Source organism: Maritimimonas sp. 2205BS37-2 (assembly GCF_056591755.1).
In genome coordinates this window covers 893,891-913,091 of record NZ_JBWQOI010000002.1, presented here as the reverse complement: position 1 = coordinate 913,091, position 19,201 = coordinate 893,891, and the positions used below count along the sequence as shown (strand labels likewise).

The 19,201-nt window shown below is 33.8% G+C and carries 13 protein-coding genes; 4 read left to right on the top strand and 9 right to left on the bottom strand.

Annotated elements, in window-relative coordinates; all coding sequences use genetic code 11:
- Positions 1–3,657: a M4 family metallopeptidase gene (locus AC1EUU_RS11490; protein ID WP_480201567.1), complete on the bottom strand. Its 3,657-nt coding sequence runs from the start codon at positions 3,655–3,657 to the stop codon at positions 1–3.
- A gap of 236 nt (positions 3,658–3,893) precedes the next feature.
- Between AC1EUU_RS11490 and AC1EUU_RS11485 the strand changes: the two genes are divergently transcribed.
- The gene (locus AC1EUU_RS11485) at positions 3,894–5,570 is read left to right on the top strand and encodes an ABC transporter ATP-binding protein (RefSeq protein ID WP_480201566.1); all 1,677 of its coding nucleotides are present in this window, start codon (positions 3,894–3,896) and stop codon (positions 5,568–5,570) included.
- A gap of 3 nt (positions 5,571–5,573) precedes the next feature.
- Positions 5,574–7,139: a class I SAM-dependent methyltransferase gene (locus AC1EUU_RS11480; protein WP_480201565.1), complete on the top strand. Its 1,566-nt coding sequence runs from the start codon at positions 5,574–5,576 to the stop codon at positions 7,137–7,139.
- Positions 7,140–7,145: 6 nt separating this feature from the next.
- Here AC1EUU_RS11480 and AC1EUU_RS11475 read toward each other — a convergent pair whose 3' ends face one another.
- From AC1EUU_RS11475 to dprA, 5 genes are all read right to left on the bottom strand, one after another.
- Positions 7,146–7,691, bottom strand: a complete 546-nt coding sequence (locus AC1EUU_RS11475; protein ID WP_480201564.1) for a thioredoxin family protein — start codon at positions 7,689–7,691, stop codon at positions 7,146–7,148.
- Between the two features lie 87 nt (positions 7,692–7,778).
- Complete coding sequence (locus AC1EUU_RS11470; protein ID WP_480201563.1) at positions 7,779–9,563, bottom strand: peptide MFS transporter; 1,785 nt, start codon at positions 9,561–9,563, stop codon at positions 7,779–7,781.
- Positions 9,564–9,629: 66 nt separating this feature from the next.
- Positions 9,630–11,015 carry a peptide MFS transporter gene (locus AC1EUU_RS11465; protein WP_480201562.1) on the bottom strand — a complete coding sequence of 462 codons (1,386 nt, stop codon included), beginning with the start codon at positions 11,013–11,015 and terminating at the stop codon, positions 9,630–9,632.
- Between the two features lie 19 nt (positions 11,016–11,034).
- Positions 11,035–13,248, bottom strand: coding sequence for a S9 family peptidase (locus AC1EUU_RS11460; RefSeq protein ID WP_480201561.1), 2,214 nt, complete (start codon positions 13,246–13,248; stop codon positions 11,035–11,037).
- 176 nt (positions 13,249–13,424) lie between these two features.
- Positions 13,425–14,498: a DNA-processing protein DprA gene (gene dprA, locus AC1EUU_RS11455; RefSeq protein ID WP_480201560.1), complete on the bottom strand. Its 1,074-nt coding sequence runs from the start codon at positions 14,496–14,498 to the stop codon at positions 13,425–13,427.
- Positions 14,499–14,621: 123 nt separating this feature from the next.
- On the opposite strand from dprA, the gene AC1EUU_RS11450 reads away from it, so the two are divergent.
- The gene (locus AC1EUU_RS11450) at positions 14,622–15,554 is read left to right on the top strand and encodes an HU domain-containing protein (RefSeq protein WP_480201559.1); all 933 of its coding nucleotides are present in this window, start codon (positions 14,622–14,624) and stop codon (positions 15,552–15,554) included.
- A 109-nt stretch (positions 15,555–15,663) separates the two neighbouring features.
- The gene (locus tag AC1EUU_RS11445; RefSeq protein WP_480201558.1) at positions 15,664–16,176 is read left to right on the top strand and encodes an acyl-CoA thioesterase; all 513 of its coding nucleotides are present in this window, start codon (positions 15,664–15,666) and stop codon (positions 16,174–16,176) included.
- On the opposite strand, the gene AC1EUU_RS11440 is transcribed toward AC1EUU_RS11445, so the two are convergent.
- Genes AC1EUU_RS11440 through AC1EUU_RS11430 form a run of 3 tightly spaced genes read right to left on the bottom strand, consistent with a single transcriptional unit; the run spans position 16,162 to position 19,201 of the window.
- Complete coding sequence (locus AC1EUU_RS11440; protein WP_480201557.1) at positions 16,162–17,433, bottom strand: murein hydrolase activator EnvC family protein; 1,272 nt, start codon at positions 17,431–17,433, stop codon at positions 16,162–16,164. The two genes, AC1EUU_RS11445 and AC1EUU_RS11440, sit on opposite strands and share 15 nt — an antisense overlap.
- Positions 17,430–18,203: a lipoprotein insertase outer membrane protein LolB1 gene (lolB1, locus tag AC1EUU_RS11435; protein WP_480201556.1), complete on the bottom strand. Its 774-nt coding sequence runs from the start codon at positions 18,201–18,203 to the stop codon at positions 17,430–17,432. The genes AC1EUU_RS11440 and lolB1 overlap by 4 nt, the downstream gene beginning before the upstream one ends.
- A 2-nt stretch (positions 18,204–18,205) precedes the next feature.
- Entirely contained in the window at positions 18,206–19,201 is a 996-nt protein-coding gene (locus AC1EUU_RS11430; RefSeq protein ID WP_480201555.1) for a tetratricopeptide repeat protein, read from the bottom strand.

Here is a 19,201-nt window from a genome sequence, read left to right as displayed (position 1 = left end):
CTATCTAATAATTAACTTTTGAGTTTCACTAAAGCCATTTGAAGAGCTTATGTTAACAAAATATAAACCACTTTGTAAAGCAGAAACATCAATTGTTTTGTTAAAGAAACTGTTTTGAACAGCATCCCATGTTTTAGATTGTATTAATCTTCCTTGAATATTATAGATATTCATTTTTACATCAACAGCATTTTCATCTTCAATATCTAATTCAACTTTTAAAGAGGCTTCTGCTGAAGCCGGATTAGGTGAAACGGATAGCCCATCAATTTCTAATGAATTATCGTTATCAGACGCAGCAAACCCATTAAACCCGCTACCCAAACTAGCAATTGAGTTAGGAGCAAAAGCGCCACCGCCAGAAGTGGCCGTAATTTTAACCTTGTCAATATATACTTGATCGGCATTTGCGCTAGCATCACATCTAAATCTAAATTGTGCATTCGAAGAGAATGTATAACTAGAAGATGGAATATTTACAGTTGCCGTGTAGAAGCTTCCATTGTTAAAGCTAGAACCACTTGCATAGCTCGCAACAGTATTCCATCCAGAGCCATCATTATATTGTACCCAGAAATCTTCACCATTTTCCATACTATTGGGATAAAAGAAGAATACAATTTCTATATTATCATAACTTGTAACATCAAAAGATCCTAATGTCATCGAAGAGGCAGTGCCAGAGTTATCTCTTAATCTGATCGAATAGGTACCATCGTACGATCTGCTTCCACTATATCTAAAAGCATCACTCCCACCATCAACCCAGCCTTCCCAGCCGGTCTCAAAACTACCGTCAAATAGTACCTGAGTAGTTCCTCCTCCGTTTGATTGAGTAGTAGCATTAACGGTGTTGCTTGCAGAAGAGGTATTCCCCGCCGCATCTTTAGCTACTACATAAAAAGCGTAGCTTGTACTTGCTGTTAAACCAGTAATACTTGTAGATGTTCCTGTAGCGGTGCCTATATTCGTTCCGTCTTGATAAATATCATAGCCTGTTACACCTACGTTATCTGTTGAAGCTGTCCAAGATAAATCTAAAGTAGTTTGAGTTACATTAGATGCACTTAGGTTTGTTGGAGCAGTAGGAGCTTCGGTATCAGCTCCTGATCCAGTTGTAAAAGTAACAGTGTTACTTGAGGCCGATTCATTACCAGCAGCGTCTTTTGCTCTTACAGAGAATGTATAGCTTGTATTAGCCGTTAAGCCTGTGATATTAGCAGTCGTTCCAGTTACATTACCAATATTAGTACTACCTTGATACACATCATATCCTGTTACTCCAACATTATCTGTTGAGGCTGTCCAAGATAAAGTTGCGGTGGTCTCGGCAATATTAGATGCTGTTAAGTTAGTAGGTGCAGTAGGAGCCTCAGTATCCCCGCCAGAGGCACCAATATTTATAGTATAATCTTCTACTTCACCATATGTAAACGTTTCACAAGCTGTTGGAACCCCATTGTATTTCATAGATACACGCATTCTTGTTGCTCCATCTGCTGCTGATGAAGGTACCGTGAACGATCCACTTACGGGAGTTGTTTGTGTTGGAGATTGACTCCAAACTAACTCTCCAGAGTCACTAAAATCTCCATCGCTATTATAATCAATCCAAACTGCATATCCCTCGGAATAAACAGTACCAGTCCAAGTTGGCGTTACTGTAATCGTATATTGTGTATTTTTAGATAGATCGGTTGAAACTGAAGTAAAATCACTGTAAAACTGAGCGCCAGAAGAGTTATCAATTGTATTTAGTTGTACACGACCAATGTATTCATCATTTACATTTGTACTAGCAGAAGCACAATATGACGGGCCACTACCATATGCACTTCCAACTCCTACAGCATGCCAGGCATTTGTTACTGCAATCTCTTCAGCTGATCCAGCCCCATGTAAGTCAATTGCAGATTGAATGCCTTGCGTTCTAGCATCAGAAAAAGTTGAATTAGCTGATAGATATACGCTCTCCAACCTATAAGCAATGTTAGCCGCTTTTGCCATACCTATTGAAGATACATTAAAGCTACTGCCAATATCATTAGTTCCAGAGCCACCTACTACAAGTAAATAGAACCAATAGTTTAATACTCCAGAGTTGGTATGAACACCACAATAGTCATTACTCTGTGTTGGAGTGCCACATTGAGGGTTGATCCAATTAGTTCCGCCATAGGTGTCTGGTTGGCCTAAAGAAGTAGGATTACTCATAGAGCGCAAAGCAGCTGATCCGTTTCTTCTATCTATTTCATCACCGATTAACCATATTGAAGGATCAGGATTAGCGTCGTTCCCGTTACCTTTTGCAAAGTGCTCAACGGCAGCACCCCAAATATCAGAAAACCCTTCGTTCATAGCTCCAGATTCTCTTTGATATGCTAGGTTTGCCGTAAATTCGCATACGCCATGCCCAATTTCGTGAGCGGCTACATCAATAGAGGTTAAGGCATCAAAAAAGCCATTTCCTTCATTACCATTTGAACTCCCATCACCATAAGACATTACATTTAAAAACCAAAAAGCATTATCATAATTATTATCAACATGTACATAACTTCTTAATTGAGAGCCATTACCATCATAGCTATCTCTACTATGGACGTTATTAAAATAATCATAAGTCATCATTGCTCCCCAATGTGCATCAAGGGCTGCATTGTCTTTATCGGCATTGTCATGTTCTGCTGCCGTCCAATTATTATCATTGTCAGTAAACTCAGAATAATTAGTGATATATGGTAGTGAATTACCTATAGGTGCCTGATTATTAGCATTTCTTGTATATACTTTTCTTGAAGCGTCGTTTAGGGTATAATTTCCACCACTTAAAGTAGTCTCAATAGTTTGAGTACCACTATATCTTGTTTGAGCTGTACCCGCAACTAACATTGGTGAAAATGTTTTCACAATATGTTCCGTTGCTTCTGTTGAATTTACCTTAGCCAGGTGTCTACCATCGTGCCCAAAATTATCAACATGCTTTACTCTGGCATTGTAAAATAAGATTTCACCGGTTTGAGCATCAACATAAACATCTGCCCCTCCCATTGGTCGTATACTAAATATTTCAAACTTATAAGCAAGTTTTAATTGTTCTTCAGTGCCTTTTTTGCCTATTTTATCAAAGTTTGGCAATAACACTAATTCTCCCTCAGGTTTTTGATAGCCTAGTTCTTTGGAAGCTGCTACATCTTCCCATAAATATGCTTTAGCTCCAAATCGATTAATGGCATTTTGAAATGCTTGAGACTTGGATAAACGCGGAGCAACATTCACATTTTTTGTTTCATAAAATTCGCCACTCATAGATTCAATTTTTCCCTTTTTTGAGTGAACGGTATAGGTGCCAAACTCTACTTTAACTCCCTTAAAGTATTGTTGGTGTTTTTCATGAATAAACCCTAAGCGATCTTGTTCTGTTTTGATCTTTTTTAGATCGTCATTTGCCTTTAATTTTAACTGACTTTTTAATAATTGTTTTGATTGATTTTGATTGTAGTTTGAAGATTTTTCGAGTACAATTAAGGAAGGATTTCCGTTAGCTCCAGCAATTTTTTGTTTTACGAGATTTTCTTTTTCTTGTGCCGATAATGAAGACGCCCCCAAAATCATTATGCAAGAAAGAAGAAAACCACAGAAGTAGTTTTTCTTCATTTTTTTGAATTTTGATTGAATTAATATTTTGTTTATTTTCTTTTAAAAAATTCATTTTTTAAAGCTTAATTTGCTAATATTTTAAAGAATTCATCAAAAGATTGCCAAATATATAAATATTTATTAAAAATGCAATTCATGGAAAATGGTGATTTTTTTCTAGTGGTTTTCCACTAGTTTTAGCTTGTTGTTTCAAAAAATAAAGTACATTTAGGAAATATAATTACGAGTTTACGATGCTAGAAATAAAAAATCTTAATATTTCTTTTTTGTCTGATGGATTAAAAAACCAGGTTGTTTATAATAGTAGTTTTCACTTAGGAAAAAATGAGATATTAGGGATTGTTGGAGAATCAGGTTCAGGCAAGTCTGTTTCTTCGTTAGCCATTTTAGGCTTATTACCAAAGAAGAATGTAATTAAAGAGGGTGAAATTCTTTTTAATAATCAAGATTTAATGACCCTCTCTGAGAAAGAATTCCAGAATATTCGAGGGAATAAGATTTCAATGATTTTTCAAGAACCGATGAGTTCACTTAACCCTAGCTTAACATGTGGATATCAAGTTCAAGAAGTACTTTTGCAACATCAAAATATTTCAAAAAAAGAAGCAAAAAGCGAGGTTTTAGAACTATTTAATAAAGTAAAATTACCTCGAGTGACCAGCATTTTTGATCAGTATCCACACCAGCTGTCTGGAGGGCAAAAACAGCGCGTAATGATTGCATTAGCCATTGCTTGTAAGCCATCTATTCTTATTGCTGATGAACCTACTACGGCCTTAGATGTAACGGTACAAAAGGAAATAATAAAACTTCTGAAAGAGTTGCAGTTGGAAACTCAGATGAGCATTATTTTTATTTCGCATGACTTGTCTTTGGTGTCTGAACTGGCAGATAATATCATTGTAATGCATAAGGGAATGCTATTAGAACAAGGTGCTGCAAAAATGGTATTTAAAAACCCTAAGCATTCTTATACAAGAGCTTTAATTAAATCTAAACCGAATTTATCAGAACGATTAGTAGAATTACCAACTGTAGAAAGTTTTTTAAATGATACGGTTAATGAAGAAGTTATTTCTGAAAATGCTAGGAAAGTGCGCCATAAAGAATTATATAAGGAAGTGCCCTTATTAGAAGTTAGGAGCCTAAAAACCTATTTTAATACTGACAAATCGCTTTTTGGAAAAAGTAATATATTGGTGAGAGCAGTAAATGATGTTAGCTTTGAACTATATGAAGGAGAAACATTAGGATTGGTGGGAGAATCGGGTTGCGGGAAGACAACTTTAGGAAGAACCATTATGAACCTTGAAAAAGCTACAGCAGGTGAAATTTTATATAAGGGTAAAGATATCACTAAACTTAAACCCTCTGAAATTAAAAACCTGAGAAAAGAAATTCAATTAATTTTTCAAGATCCGTATTCTTCCTTGAACCCTCGAATACCTGTAGGAAAAGCCATTTTAGAACCAATGAAGGTTCATGGTTTTTGTGCGTCAGATGCTGAATGTAAAAAACAAGTAATAGATATCCTTGAACAAGTGGGGTTAAATGCCGAACATTTTAATCGCTATCCTCATGAGTTTTCCGGAGGACAGCGTCAGCGAATCGGTATAGCCAGAACTATTGCTTTAAAACCAAAATTGATTATTTGCGATGAGTCAGTGTCGGCTCTAGACGTGTCGGTTCAAGCACAGGTGTTAAATTTGTTAAATGAGCTTAAAAGAGAGTATAAATTTTCATATATCTTTATTTCACATGATCTAGCTGTAGTAAAATACATGTCTGATCAATTAGTGGTTATGAATCAAGGCAAAATTGAAGAAGCTGGTGAGGCGGATAATGTTTATGAAAGCCCAAAAACAAATTATACACAGCAATTAATTGATGCTATTCCAAAAGGAATTTAATTTATGAAACAACTAACTAAAGAAGAAAAATCTATTTTTAGAGCTTTATTGTTTAAACATCAAGATGGTTTGGCGATTTCTAATACCATTGCCGTGCTTCAAACCAATGGAGTGTTTAATTTCATAAACCAACAGCAACAGACTACACTTCAAAAAATTACTCAAAATTTTTTAGGCTTAAACGCCGGTTATTTAAATGTTGCTTTACGGAGTTTAGCATCTCAAGGTTTTTTCGAATATCAGGTAACTAAGACTAAAATAGAAATTAAGAGTACTCCGAAATTTCTAAGATTACAGAAGTATGTTAACCTCTATGTGATCTTCTCTGAGGTTTATGATGCTCAATTAGAATTATTAAAAACAAATTTCAAAGCTTCTTTTGCTATTAACGAGAATGTGGTAGAACTATCAAAGAAGTTGAAAGAAATACGTCAAGAGAACATAGAGGATGAGTTTTATCAAAATGAGGTAATTGTGCATTTAGAAGGGATTTTACTTTTACCTGTTTTAGTTTTTCTAAATTTTAATGCAGCTATTGAAGATATAGAAGTTAAACAGGTTATTTCAGAAAACGGTAAACTAAAAAATCTTTTAGAAAACTTATTACTTGTTCAAGGAGGTGAGTTCACGAAAAAAGGCAGGTTTCTCTTTGATAAAAGTTATGCCTACGGCGTAACCACATCGTATTTGCCCATTATGGCAAATGTAGAAGATTACCTTAACGGAAATTTTAGGCGTTATTTCGAAAGAGATAATGAAGGTAATGAGCAACATGTTTTTAGAACCATTAATGTTTGGGGAAGCGGTGGCTCTCATTCTACCTATTTTAAACGAATTGATGAGGTATTACTCGATATTTTTAACCAGCCTTTAGATCAACAACCGAAAGGTATAATTGATGTTGGCTGTGGTAACGGTGCACTACTCGAGCACATGTTTAATTTAATATGGAATCAAACCAATAGACGAGATGATTTAGATAAGAATAAACTTATTTTAATTGGTGCCGATTATAACAAAGAAGCTTTATTAAGCACTCAGCGAAATTTAAAAAGAGCTGATGTTTGGGCCGAAGTAGTATGGGGAGATATTGGAAATCCTGCCGAAATTGATGAGAAGCTTGGAAATCTTTACGGAGTAAAACTAGAAGATTTATTGAATATTCGATCATTTTTAGATCATAACAGACCCTTTAATACACCTAAATATAAAAGTGAACACTTACCCATATCAACAGGAGCTTTTGCGCACCGGGGCATGTTATTGAATAATGCAGATGTAGAACAAAGCCTAGTAGAACACTTACTAAAATGGAAACCATATGTTCAAAAACATGGATTGCTGTTAATAGAACTACATACAATTAATCCGAAAACTGTTAGTTTAAACTTGGGAAAAACTCCTTGCACTGCTTACGATGTTACACATGGTTTCTCTGATCAATATATTATCGAAGTGGAGGTATTCAATAAGGCATTAGAACGTGCAGGATTGAAGATAGATCAAGATCATTACTATAAATTTCCTAACTCTAACCTTTCAACAGTAAGTATTAATCTTATCTCTTAAAGTAATTTATTTAAATTCGGGCTTAAAGTTTTTTTGGTAGGTCGCCCACTGGTCTTTAGTCGTCACTGATTTGTAATCGTTTGTAGCGAAAACCTTTAAATAGATTTCCAACTGCTTAGGCCTTAAAAATCCCCTTACAGGGGTTAATAGGTCCGCATTTTCATCTAAAAAAACAATTGTTGGATATGCAGAAACACCAAAATAACTTGCTAATTGGTGTTGGCTATTTCTACCTCTTCTGGAAGCATCATAATTAGGGTTTGAAAAGGTTTTATCTTTAAACTTCACTTCTCCATCACCTTCAGCATTAAACTTTACTGCATAATAATTTTCATTGATGTAGCTTGCCACATCTTTATTTTGAAAAGTATGTTTATCTAACATTTTACATGGTCCACACCAATTTGTATACATATCAACAATAACTTTTCGAGGTTCTTTTTGTTGCGCAGCAAGAGCCTCCTCAACTGTCATCCAGTTTATTTTATGTTCTTGAGTATACCCAGTTAGAGTATAGCCTACAATCATAAATAATATCAATAGTCTTTTCATTAAAATTCTTTTATCCTCTTCAAGAGACGCAAATAGTGTGCCTAAATTACAAAAGAAAACGCTCCAAAGGAGCGTTTCGTATATTTTTTATCTCACACCATGCATGAGTTTTTTTAGAACTGGATTTAACAATATGGATATAATACCAACTCCAATTGGAATTAATGTAAATATTAAGAAGAAGGTACCCATAGAATATTGCTCCGATATTTTATCAATCATTCCACCCATAGTTCCTGCTGCTTTTTGTCCAACCGCAATAGCTAAATACCATACACCAAACATAAATCCAATCATTCGGGCAGGAACTAACTTACTTAAATAAGATAAACCAACTGGTGATAAGCACAATTCACCCATCGTATGTAATAAATAGGCTACGATTAGAAATATCATACTCACTGATGCGGTTTTCGCTCCTTGAGGAATATCTGAGCTTCCATACGATAAAAAGGCAAAACCTAACCCAAGTAAAATCAGTCCCAAACCATATTTCATAGCGGCACTTGGGTTGTATTTACTTTCCCACCAGCGAGAAAATAATGGTGCAAGGGTAATAATGAAGAATGAATTTAAAATGCCAAACCAGGTAGCATCAATCTCAGCGGCATCATTAGAAAACTTGTCATAAACTCTATAAAGAACTAATGCCCAAATGCCTACAAAGGCGACAGCTAATACTATATTCGAAAGTCCAATCTTAGAATAAGTCTTACTAAATAATAAGTAAAGCACCCATGTAATTATTGCTAAGGGCCCAATGGTTAGGATAGCATCTACAATTTTAAAAATCATTCCAGAAGATCCAATTAATTCACGGTTGGTATAATCGCGAGCAAATAGAGTCATAGAGCCTAGAGATTGCTCGAAAAAAGCAAAAAAGAATACAGTGAATACTCCAAAGATAGAAACTGCAATAATTCGATCTCTTACTATAGGAATATATCTTGATATTCTGGTGACCAGAAGTATTAAGAATAAAATTAATGCACCCAAAACTATAGCATTTGAACCGCTTAATCCAAACAATTCAAAAGGTGCTAAGCTTTTTCCTCCTATCTTTTCTAAGGGATCATTGAATAAATAGATTAAACCTCCTATTGAAGATAAAGCGATCAGTATTTTATCAAATAAGGTAAAAGGGTTTAATTTTTCATTCGGTTTTGCATCTTCTTGCTCGGCAGGAGCTTCTTCATTTATATTTTGAGGCAACTCAACTTCATGTTTTTTACTAGGTTTCGCACCAATACTTCCAAATAATGGCCCTGCAAGCCAAAATTGGAGCATACCAATTAACATAAAAATACCTGCTAACCCGAAACCATATGACCACCCAAAATTTTCGGCCAAATAACCACATAACATCATTCCAAAAAAGGCCCCTGCGTTAACACCCATATAGAAAATAGTATAGGCGCCATCCTTTTTCTCTTCTTTACCCTTATACATTTCAGAAATAATAGAGGCAATATTTGGCTTAAAGAACCCGGTTCCTATAACCAATAAAGCCAATCCTGCATAAAAACCAAATTGAGTTTCTAATGCCATAGCACCATGTCCTAAGGTCATTATTAGACAACCAATTACAACTGCTAGTCTATATCCGGTAATTTTATCGGCAATCCATCCTCCAACAATTGGAGTAAGATAGAGTAGTGAAGCATAAGTCCCTATTAGTGCCAAGGCGTGCTCTCTGGGCCATTCCCAACCCGGATTATCACTTACAAAAGGAGCAGTAAGAAACAATACTAGTAGAATGCGCATTCCATAAAAAGAAAAACGCTCCCACATTTCGGTAAAAAACACAATGAACAAACCAGCAGGATGCCCAAGAACTTTATCTTTAAAAAGATTTTCAATATCAGTATTCATAAACGTTATTTAGGTTATATAAAAAGAAAAGCCCTACTTTAAAAGTAAGGCTTCTGTTTAGTAATTTTAATTGCTAGCTATTTCTGATTGTTCGGAAACGTCAATTACTCTTTCATTGTCTTCAGCACCATGAGTTAAAGCTTTTAATTTTTTAAAGAAAGCCCAAATCAGAAGACCAAATAAAATACAGAAAACAGCAATTCCTGTAAAAACTGAGAATTCCCCAAACTTAGAGGCAGATTCCCCTAATAATCCTGCAACCTTGTTTCCTAATCCCGTAGTAGCAAAGTATAAGCCCATCATTAATGAAGCATATTTAGCCGGAGCTAATTTTGTTACAAATGATAATGAAACAGGAGATAAGCTTAATTCACCAACTGTATGAAATAAATAAGCTAATACTAACCAATACATTGCTGAAGATCCAGAATTTTGATATTCGACAGATGCTGCAGACATAAATAAAAATCCTGTACCCATTATAATGAGTCCCATAATCATTTTAAATAAAGACGATGCTTGTTTTCCCTTTAGTTGTCTATTGGCCCAAAAAGCTGCAACGGTTGTTCCAAGAGTTATTATGAAAAATGCATTAAGTGATTGAAACCAAGAAGCCGGAACTTCCCAGCCCATCAACATTCTATTTGTGTTATCATTTGCGTAAATATTCATCAACCCACCAGCTTGCTCAAATGCTCCAAAGAATACAATTACCATTAAAAAAGATAGAATTAAAACAATTACTCTGTCCTTTTCAATTTTAGTTAGAGGCTTTTTTAATAAAGCTCTTTCTTCTTCATTTTCTGATTTCCCTAAGAAATCGCCAACGCCTTTAAGATACTTTTGTCCAGCAATAAACTGTATTAAACCAAATAACATACATATTCCTGCTAAACCAAATCCATAATGCCAACCATGTACTTCACCTACATAACCCACTATTAAACTTGACAGAAAAGCACCGACATTAATACCAATATAAAAGATAGTAAAACCTTTATCTCTTCTTATATCTCCTTCTTTGTATAACCCCCCTACCATTGTAGAAATGTTAGGTTTCAACATACCAACTCCAGCGATGATAAAACCTAAACCGGTATAAAATGCCCACATCTCTTCTATTGCTAAGATACTGTGCCCAATCACTAATAAGATGGCGCCAACAACAACAGATTTCTTTTGACCGAGAAAATTATCAGCGATCCAACCACCAGGAATGGAAGCAACATAAACAAGCATCGTATACCATCCATAAAGCGCAAGCGCTTCAGCATTTGACCATCCTAATCCTGCATTTTGCTCTGTAGTTTTAGTAACGAGATATAAGACAAAAATGGCGCGCATTCCATAATAGGAAAAACGCTCCCACATTTCTGTAAAAAATAACACATATAATCCAACAGGATGTCCAAAAAGTTCCTTTTGATGAGGTTGTTTCACAATATCAGCCATAAGTTATAAGGGTATTTATTTAATGTTTAATTTCTTGTTCTTGCGTAATTTTATTTGAAGCACTACCTAAATGCTCATCTATAAAATCAGACATTTTTTTATATAAGTGTAAACGTGTATTCTTACCTCTATAAATTCCATGCGCTCTATCTGGATATACAAATAAATCAAATTGTTTATTAGCTTCCACCAAAGCATTGATCATTCGGGTAGTATTTTGTACATGTACATTATCATCACCAGTACCATGCACTAATAAATAAGCTCCTTTAAGCTTATCTACATGATTTATTGGTGAATTGTCGTCATAACCAGAAGCATTATCCTGAGGAGTTTGCATATATCGTTCGGTATAAACGGTGTCATAAAAACGCCATGAGGTTACTGGGGCAACTGCAATAGCCATTTTAAATACATCGGCACCTTTAGTAATTGCTAATGACGACATGTAACCACCATAGCTCCATCCCCAAATACCTATTCTATCTTCATCTATATATGGCAGTTTACCTAATTCTTTAGCTGCTTCAATTTGATCTTCAATTTCATATTTTCCTAACTCTTTATAAGTTACCTTTTTAAAATCTCTTCCACGATACCCTGTACCACGCCCATCCACACAAGCCACAATATATCCTTTTTGAGCTAGCATTTGATACCAATAATCATTACTTCCTCCCCAACGATTGGCAACAGATTGCGATCCTGGTCCCGAATATTGATACATTAATAACGGATATTCCTTATTTGGATCAAAATTTGTAGGTTTCAACATCCAAGCATTTAAGTCGCCATTTTTTGTTTTTAGCGAGAAGAATTCTTTTTTAGAAACATTATAGTTGTTTAGTTTTTCAGAAAGCGCTTTATTATTTTTAATCTCTTTGAGTTGTTTTCCAGATTTAGCATCGTTAAGTGTATAAATGCTAGGAGTGTTAGCACTAGAAAATGTATTTATAAAATAGTTAAAACTATTGCTAAAAGCAGCACGGTTCGTACCACTATTTGAACTTAATAATTTCTTGTCTTTTCCATTTAATTTAATTGAAAACACGGCTCTGTTAATTGACCCGCCTTCAGTTGATTGATAATAGATGCGTTTCGTATTTGGATTATATCCATAATAATTGGTAACTTCCCAATTACCATCAGTTATTTTATTTTTTAATTTTCCGTTTGCGTCATAATGATAAATATGATTAAAACCATCTTTTTCACTTGTCCAGATAAAACTATTATCTTTTAAGAAAGTTAAATCGTCAGTAATATCTACATACGCCAAATCTTTTTCATTTAATACCAATCTAGATTTCAAGGTTTTTCCGTCAACAAAAATTAAATTTAAATCATTTTGATGCCGATTTAAGGTAATTACCGATAAGGTATTTGGTTCATTAGTCCACTTAATTCTTGGAATATAATATTGAGAGACACCTTCTAAAACTACTTGTTTTCCTATTTTATCGTTTAAGTTGTACATGTGTAATGTTACTAAAGCATTTTTCTCACCTGCTTTAGGATATTTAAACACTTGTTGCGTTGGATAAAGTGCTTTTCCATAAATATCCATGGAAAATTCTGGAACTTCTTTTTCATTAAAGCGCAGATAGGCAATCTTATCTGAATTTCCATTCCACTGAAAAGCTCTTACAAATGAAAATTCTTCTTCATATACCCAATCAGCAATTCCATTAATAATCTCGTTTATTTTACCATCATTGGTAACCTGAACAGTGATGTCGCTAACCAAGTTTTTAAAATAAATATTATTATTATAAACAAAGCCAACTTTAGTCCCGTCTGGTGAAAATGTTGGCTCTTGTATTTTATGGTTTGACACTAATTGAAGTGCTTTTGAAGCAATATCATATACATAATAAGTGCCCCTTGAAGAGTGACGATAAATTTGCTCAGAATTAAAACCTAATAAAAGTTTTGTTTCGTCATCATTAAACTCATAACTTTCAAAATAAGGTAAACCATTTAAATTTTTGCTATCTACTATAGTTTCAATTTTTTCTAAAGTCTTATAATCATATTTATCTAGACTTGTACTTTTACTTTCATGATTAAAATTTAAGATGGTATAATAATCACCTTTATTCATAGAATGAAATGAGTTAAGGTATTCAGCTCTAAATGTTCCATCAGACCAAATGTCCTCTAAAGTTATGTTCTTTTTTTGGGCTATTAAGGTTGTGGAAAAGGCCAAGAACAGGATGAGAAGTTTTTTCATTGTCAAATTGAGAAATTGGAAAAATTTTGCCAAGTTTACGGAAATTTCATCAAAAATCATCCCAAAAAACAGACAAAATAAGATTTTAACGCATTTATGAAGAGTTTGTTAGAAGGAAAATAAGACTCTTTTTCTTAATTTTAATAAGTCATTTAAGTAGGTGTAGTGCCATCTGGCTAAATTGCTTCAAAAAATTTACCCGGTAATGGACGTATTACAGATTTGAGCTCTAAGTTTAACAATAAGGAGGCTGTTTTATGTATGGTATAATTACAATGAAGTGCTATAAAATCTAATTGTTGTTTCCCTTCTTTTAATAAATAATGATAGACCTTCTGTTCATCAATGGCTAATTCATTAAAAAGTCTTTTTTGAATAGGTTTTTGTTCAGACTCTCTTTTCCAATTTAAAATATATGCCAGATCTTTGGCGGAAGTAAGTACAGAGGCTCTATTAGTTTTTATAAGATTATTGCAACCGGCGCTATAAGCATCTGTAACTCTACCAGGCAAGGCAAATACATCACGATTATATGAATTTGCAATGTCAACAGTAATAAGAGAACCACCCTTTTCTGCAGATTCTATCACCAATGTTGCTTGAGATAATCCGGCAACGATTCGATTTCTCTTAATGAAATTTTCGCGATCTGGTTTTGTACCAGACCAAAAATCTGTAAACAAGCCACCATTTTCTTGCATTTTTCTTGCTTCTTTATGGTGCTTTGAAGGATAAATTCTATCAAGACCATGTGCGAGTACAGCTATTGTTTGTAGCTTATGATCTAATGCTAGCTGATGCGCATAAACATCTACACCATATGCAAGACCACTTATAATAATAGGGTTGTAGTCTTTTAAATCTTTAAATAATGTTTTTAAAAAATCTTTACCATATGCGGTGATTTGTCGCGTTCCAACAATGCTTATTATATTTTTATGCTGAAGACTAATTTTCCCTTTCTGAAACAGGATCAATGGAGCATCGAAACAAAATTTTAAATATTTCGGATAACGATCATCATAAAAAGAAATAACTTCTATATCATTTTTAGTTATAAATTCTAGTTCATTTTCAGTTTTAGCAAACACAGATTTGCTTTTTAAAGCCTTAATTATAGAATCACCAATACCTTGAATTTTTAGTAAGCTGCTTTTGTTTTCTTTAAAAACAGCTTCTGCACTCCCGCAATACCTAATAAGTTTTTTTGTATAAATGTCTCCTACCCCTTCAACTTTAGTAAGAGCCATCAAATAATATTGATTTGTATTCAAGATAATTAAACATTGGAGCGCGAAATATACAAAGTCCTTGTTAATAAAAATTGGGTTACCTACTTGATTAACCTACTTTTTTTTTTACATTTGCTTGTAATGAAACTGGCCGAATATATTAGTGATCTCCTCTACCGGTATGAGTGTGTTATAGTACCAGAATTTGGTGGTTTTGTAACCAATACGCAATCGGCCAAGGTAAGTTCTTATTCTAATACCTTTTATCCGCCTCACAAGAGACTTACTTTTAATAATCATCTAAAAAATAACGACGGATTATTAGCGAATTATATAGCTTCAGTTGATAAGATGCCATTCAAGTCTGCTATGAACTTTATTAATTTTGAGGTAAGTCAATGGAAAGAAGAGCTGGCAAAAACAGATATTTTCTTAGATGAGATAGGTAAGCTTAGCCTCGAAGGTGATAAAATTTTGTTTGAGCCCCAAAAGGAGGTTAATTACCTAACAGATGCTTTTGGATTAAGCACCGTTGTTTCTTCTGAAATCAAGCGAGAAACCTATATTAAACAGGTAGAAGAAATTGAAGAGAAAGCACCAATTTTAATAACAGAGCAAGCTAAGAATAAGCCAAATTATTTAAAATATGCAGCTATTTTCATATTGGGGATATCCCTTTTAGGCTTGGGAGCATATCAATTACATAAAGATAGTAAACGGACTCAAGAAATAGCAATAGATAAAGAGCGAAAGAAGGAAGTTGATCAAAAAATTCAGCAGGCTACCTTCATCGTATCAGACCCACTGCCATCAATTTTACTAGACGCTACTAGAACTACGTATCCTTATCACGTAATTGCAGGAGCTTTCCGTTTCCCTGAAAATGCAGATAGAATGGTAAAAACTCTAAGAGAGCAGGGTTTTGAAAATGCTCGTATCTTAGGGATTAATCATTGGGGTTTAACACAGGTGTCTTTTAATAGTTTCGATACACGTTCTGAAGCTAAAACTTCTTTAGCTACAGTTAGAAAAACCATGAATAAAGACGCTTGGTTACTCGTACAAGACTTATAATTTTTTCCTAAAAATTTCTTCTATTTAGGCTATTGAATTAGCTATCTTTGCCAAGTTTTAAGACATTTTATTCTACATACATTATAGAACACTACAAATAACAGTATTTATGAAAGCAAAGACATCTAAGGAGTCATTAACCGTAGTTACCGACCTGATATTACCGGGAGAAACAAACCCACTAAATAATCTATTTGGAGGAGAACTTCTGGCAAGAATGGATAAAGCATGTAGCATTGCGGCAAGAAGACATTCGAGTAGAATCGTGGTAACTGCTTCGGTAAATCATGTTGCTTTTAACAAAGCGGTTCCTGTTGGTAGTGTTTTGATGGTTGAGGCAAAAGTTTCACGTGCATTCAAATCTTCAATGGAAGTTTATGCTGATGTGTGGATAGAAGATCGTGAAAGTGGAGAGCGTACAAAGGCAAACGAAGCTATTTATACTTTTGTTGCTGTTGATAGAACGGGCACTCCAGTAAAAGTTCCTGAAATTATTCCTGAAACCGATCTTGAAAAAGAGCGTTATGATGGCGCATTACGAAGAAAGCAATTGAGTTTAGTATTGTCTGGAAGAATGAACCCAGAAGACGCGCACGAATTAAAAGCGCTATTTACCAGCTGATGCAATAATATTTCCGCCTTGACTTATCCAATTCTCGGGATTTTGAATGGATGCATTTTTAAATAAACCAAATTCTAAGATGGTTTTTCCCGTAACCGCATCGGTATGAATTGTGCCAATTTCTTGTTTTGTTGTTATAGACTGCCCTCTTTTAACTGAGACGGTTTTAAGGTTTTTGTAAACAGTAATATAGTTACCATGTTGGATTAAAACCATTTTTTTTCTACCTGGTTGTAACTGAATAGCCAGTACTTTTCCTTTAAAAATAGAACGAGCTTTAGCATTGGTTTCAGTGGCTAAATGCAGACCATGGCTTTGGATGGTAATTCCAGGCATTGTAGGGTGTTTTTGTTTACCATAACGCCTAACTACAACGTAACGTTTGATGGGCCATGGAAGCTTACCTTTATTGGCTGCAAAATTTGAAGCCACAATTTTATCTTCAGGAGACATACTAAAACCCGAAGATTTAGAATTTCCTTTTTTATTTGATTTTGCAATGGCTTCTCTAATAAGTTTTTCTATCTGCTTATCTAAAATGGCTTCTTTGCGCTGCTTCTCTTTAATTTGAGAAACATATTTTTGCTCTTTCTTTTTTACCTTTTCTACTAATTTTAACTGAGAATCTTTTTCTTCCTTAATACTATCTTGCTCTTTGTTATGTAAAGCAAGCAGCAGCACTTTTTCATCTTGTTTTAGAGTTAAAGAGTCAGTTAAAACGGTAAGCTCAATTTGTTTATGTTTAATTTCTTCTCCTTGTAATTTTCTATAAGAACTATATTGCTTAAGGTACTGTAACCTCTTATATGCTTGCGCAAAACTTTCTGATGACAATAAGAACATAAGCCTACTTTGTTTTGTCTTAGTTTTATATGACTTAACAATCATCTGGGCATATTCTTCTTTAAGGCTCTTAAGAGATTTCTCTAAGCTGGTAATTTCTTTCTTGTTTTTTTCAATTTCACTAGATAGTTCTAATTCTTCTTTTTCTATAGTACTAATTAATTCAGAACGTACATTAATAAGTTTATTAATATCACCGAGCTCTGATAATAACGTTTCTTCTTCTTGCTTAGATTTAAACAATAAGTTCTGGGCTTCTTTTATTTCTTTTCGAAGTTGTTTTCTTTTTTTCTCTAGCTGCCACTTAGATTGGGCGTTGACATTAATTGTCACAGCAAAAAAGATACTTATGAAGATAAAAAAATGTAACCTCATATACACAAAGCTATTTCTTTTTTGTGATTTTCGCTTCATTTTAGCTCAATTTCTTTATATCCATTTGGTATAGAAAACGGAAAACTTATCGATTTATTAAATTCTACTGTGCGATATTCCACATTTACCGTGGTTGTATATTTTTGATCTTTTGCAGTTATTAATAAACCTTTTGGAAAAAATTCACCATCAATTTTCTCGTAATTACTATAGTCGACACTCAATTTTTTATGTTCATCAGGTTGATCAACTTCTTGCTTAATAAGCTTAAAATTATGAGGGTCAAGAAGGTATAAAATATCAAATAGCTCGTTAGCTTTTTTAGGGGTGAGCTCATAGTATTGATTTTGCAGAGTAATTTCATGCTTCGTATCTTTTAAATTTAAAATAGCTTGGCCTAATAATAAATTCTGCACTTTTTCATAATCTAAATCAGTACCCAACCAATTACTTAATAAAGCAAAATCTCCTTTGAAATAGGTTTTATTAATCTTTTCGTAATAACTAACATTATCTTTTGTAATAAGTGCTTTTCCAATCGGAAATCCAAGTTTTGTTAGACTTATCCAAATAGTATTATCCTTTTTAATGCGAAGGGAAGCTGTAACACTAGGTAAGCTCTCTTTACCTCTATATTTGACTTTCATTTTCGCCGAAATAGTTTCTTTGTCAAAACTATTATTGTAATGATTTTTAATCACTTTACTCACAGATAATGGTTTAGTGGTTGTACCAGTAACTACTGATTTTGTTTTACATGAACTAATCACTAAAAGAATAACTAATATAAAATAAACCCTTTTAAACATAATTACGACTTTTTTTGACGTTTCTCCATTGCCAGATTATAATATTTGCTTGATTCTGTGTTTTTACGTAAACCTTTATAACTTAAACTTAATTCTTCGTAAAAATCAGCTTCAACAGTATTATCATCTATTACATAATCTAGGCCATTTTTTAAATAAGGGACCGCTTCATTGTATTTTTTGAGTTTATTTAAAGCTTTACCGTACATTAAATATACATATGGTTGTGCTGGAAATAAATCTAATCCTTCTTTACTGTCTTTCTCTAGATCTATAAATTGATTTAGTTTTAATTGCTCGCTTAATATTTGTTTTAGAACAGCGAAGGTTTTTTTATTTGCATATATAGCTTTCAGTTGATCAAGCGATTGTTTTTCTAGTTGCTTTGGGGTTTCATCTGAAGAGACTTCTCTATTACTTCCAGGGAATAAAGAGTCTTTAAAAGGAGCCAGACTTTCAGAAAGCAATCCTTTTTTTTCTAGATCGACTAATAAATTCCTTGCGTCTTCTATACGATTATTCCGTATATAAAGAATTATCAGGTCGGCCTGATTCTGCGGCTTGAAATCAACAATTTTTAACTGAATCTCTAAAGCTTTTTTATAATCTTTTTGACGAACATAAATATCTTTAAGATGCTCTAGTAGAAAAATGTCATCAGGATTCTTTTCTAAAGCCTTTTCAGCGAAAGCAATGGCTTCAAAATACTTTTCTTGGGCGAAATAATTTTTTGAAAATTCAAATATTACAGCCAAATCATCTTTGCGTATGTTCTGGCAATTTTCTAATGCTTCAATCGCTTTATCGTAATTACCAATGGCTTTTTGTTGCAGAGCCTTAAAAAAGTAATCTTGGAAATTAAGGCTTTTTTGTTCTAGCTGTAATTCCTTTAGATTCTTTTGTGCCGCCAAGGTATCTATTTCTTCTTCTTGAGCCTGTATACAAGTGACGGCTAGTAGAAAAAAAATAAAAAATAAATATGTTTGGGGCTTCGCCAT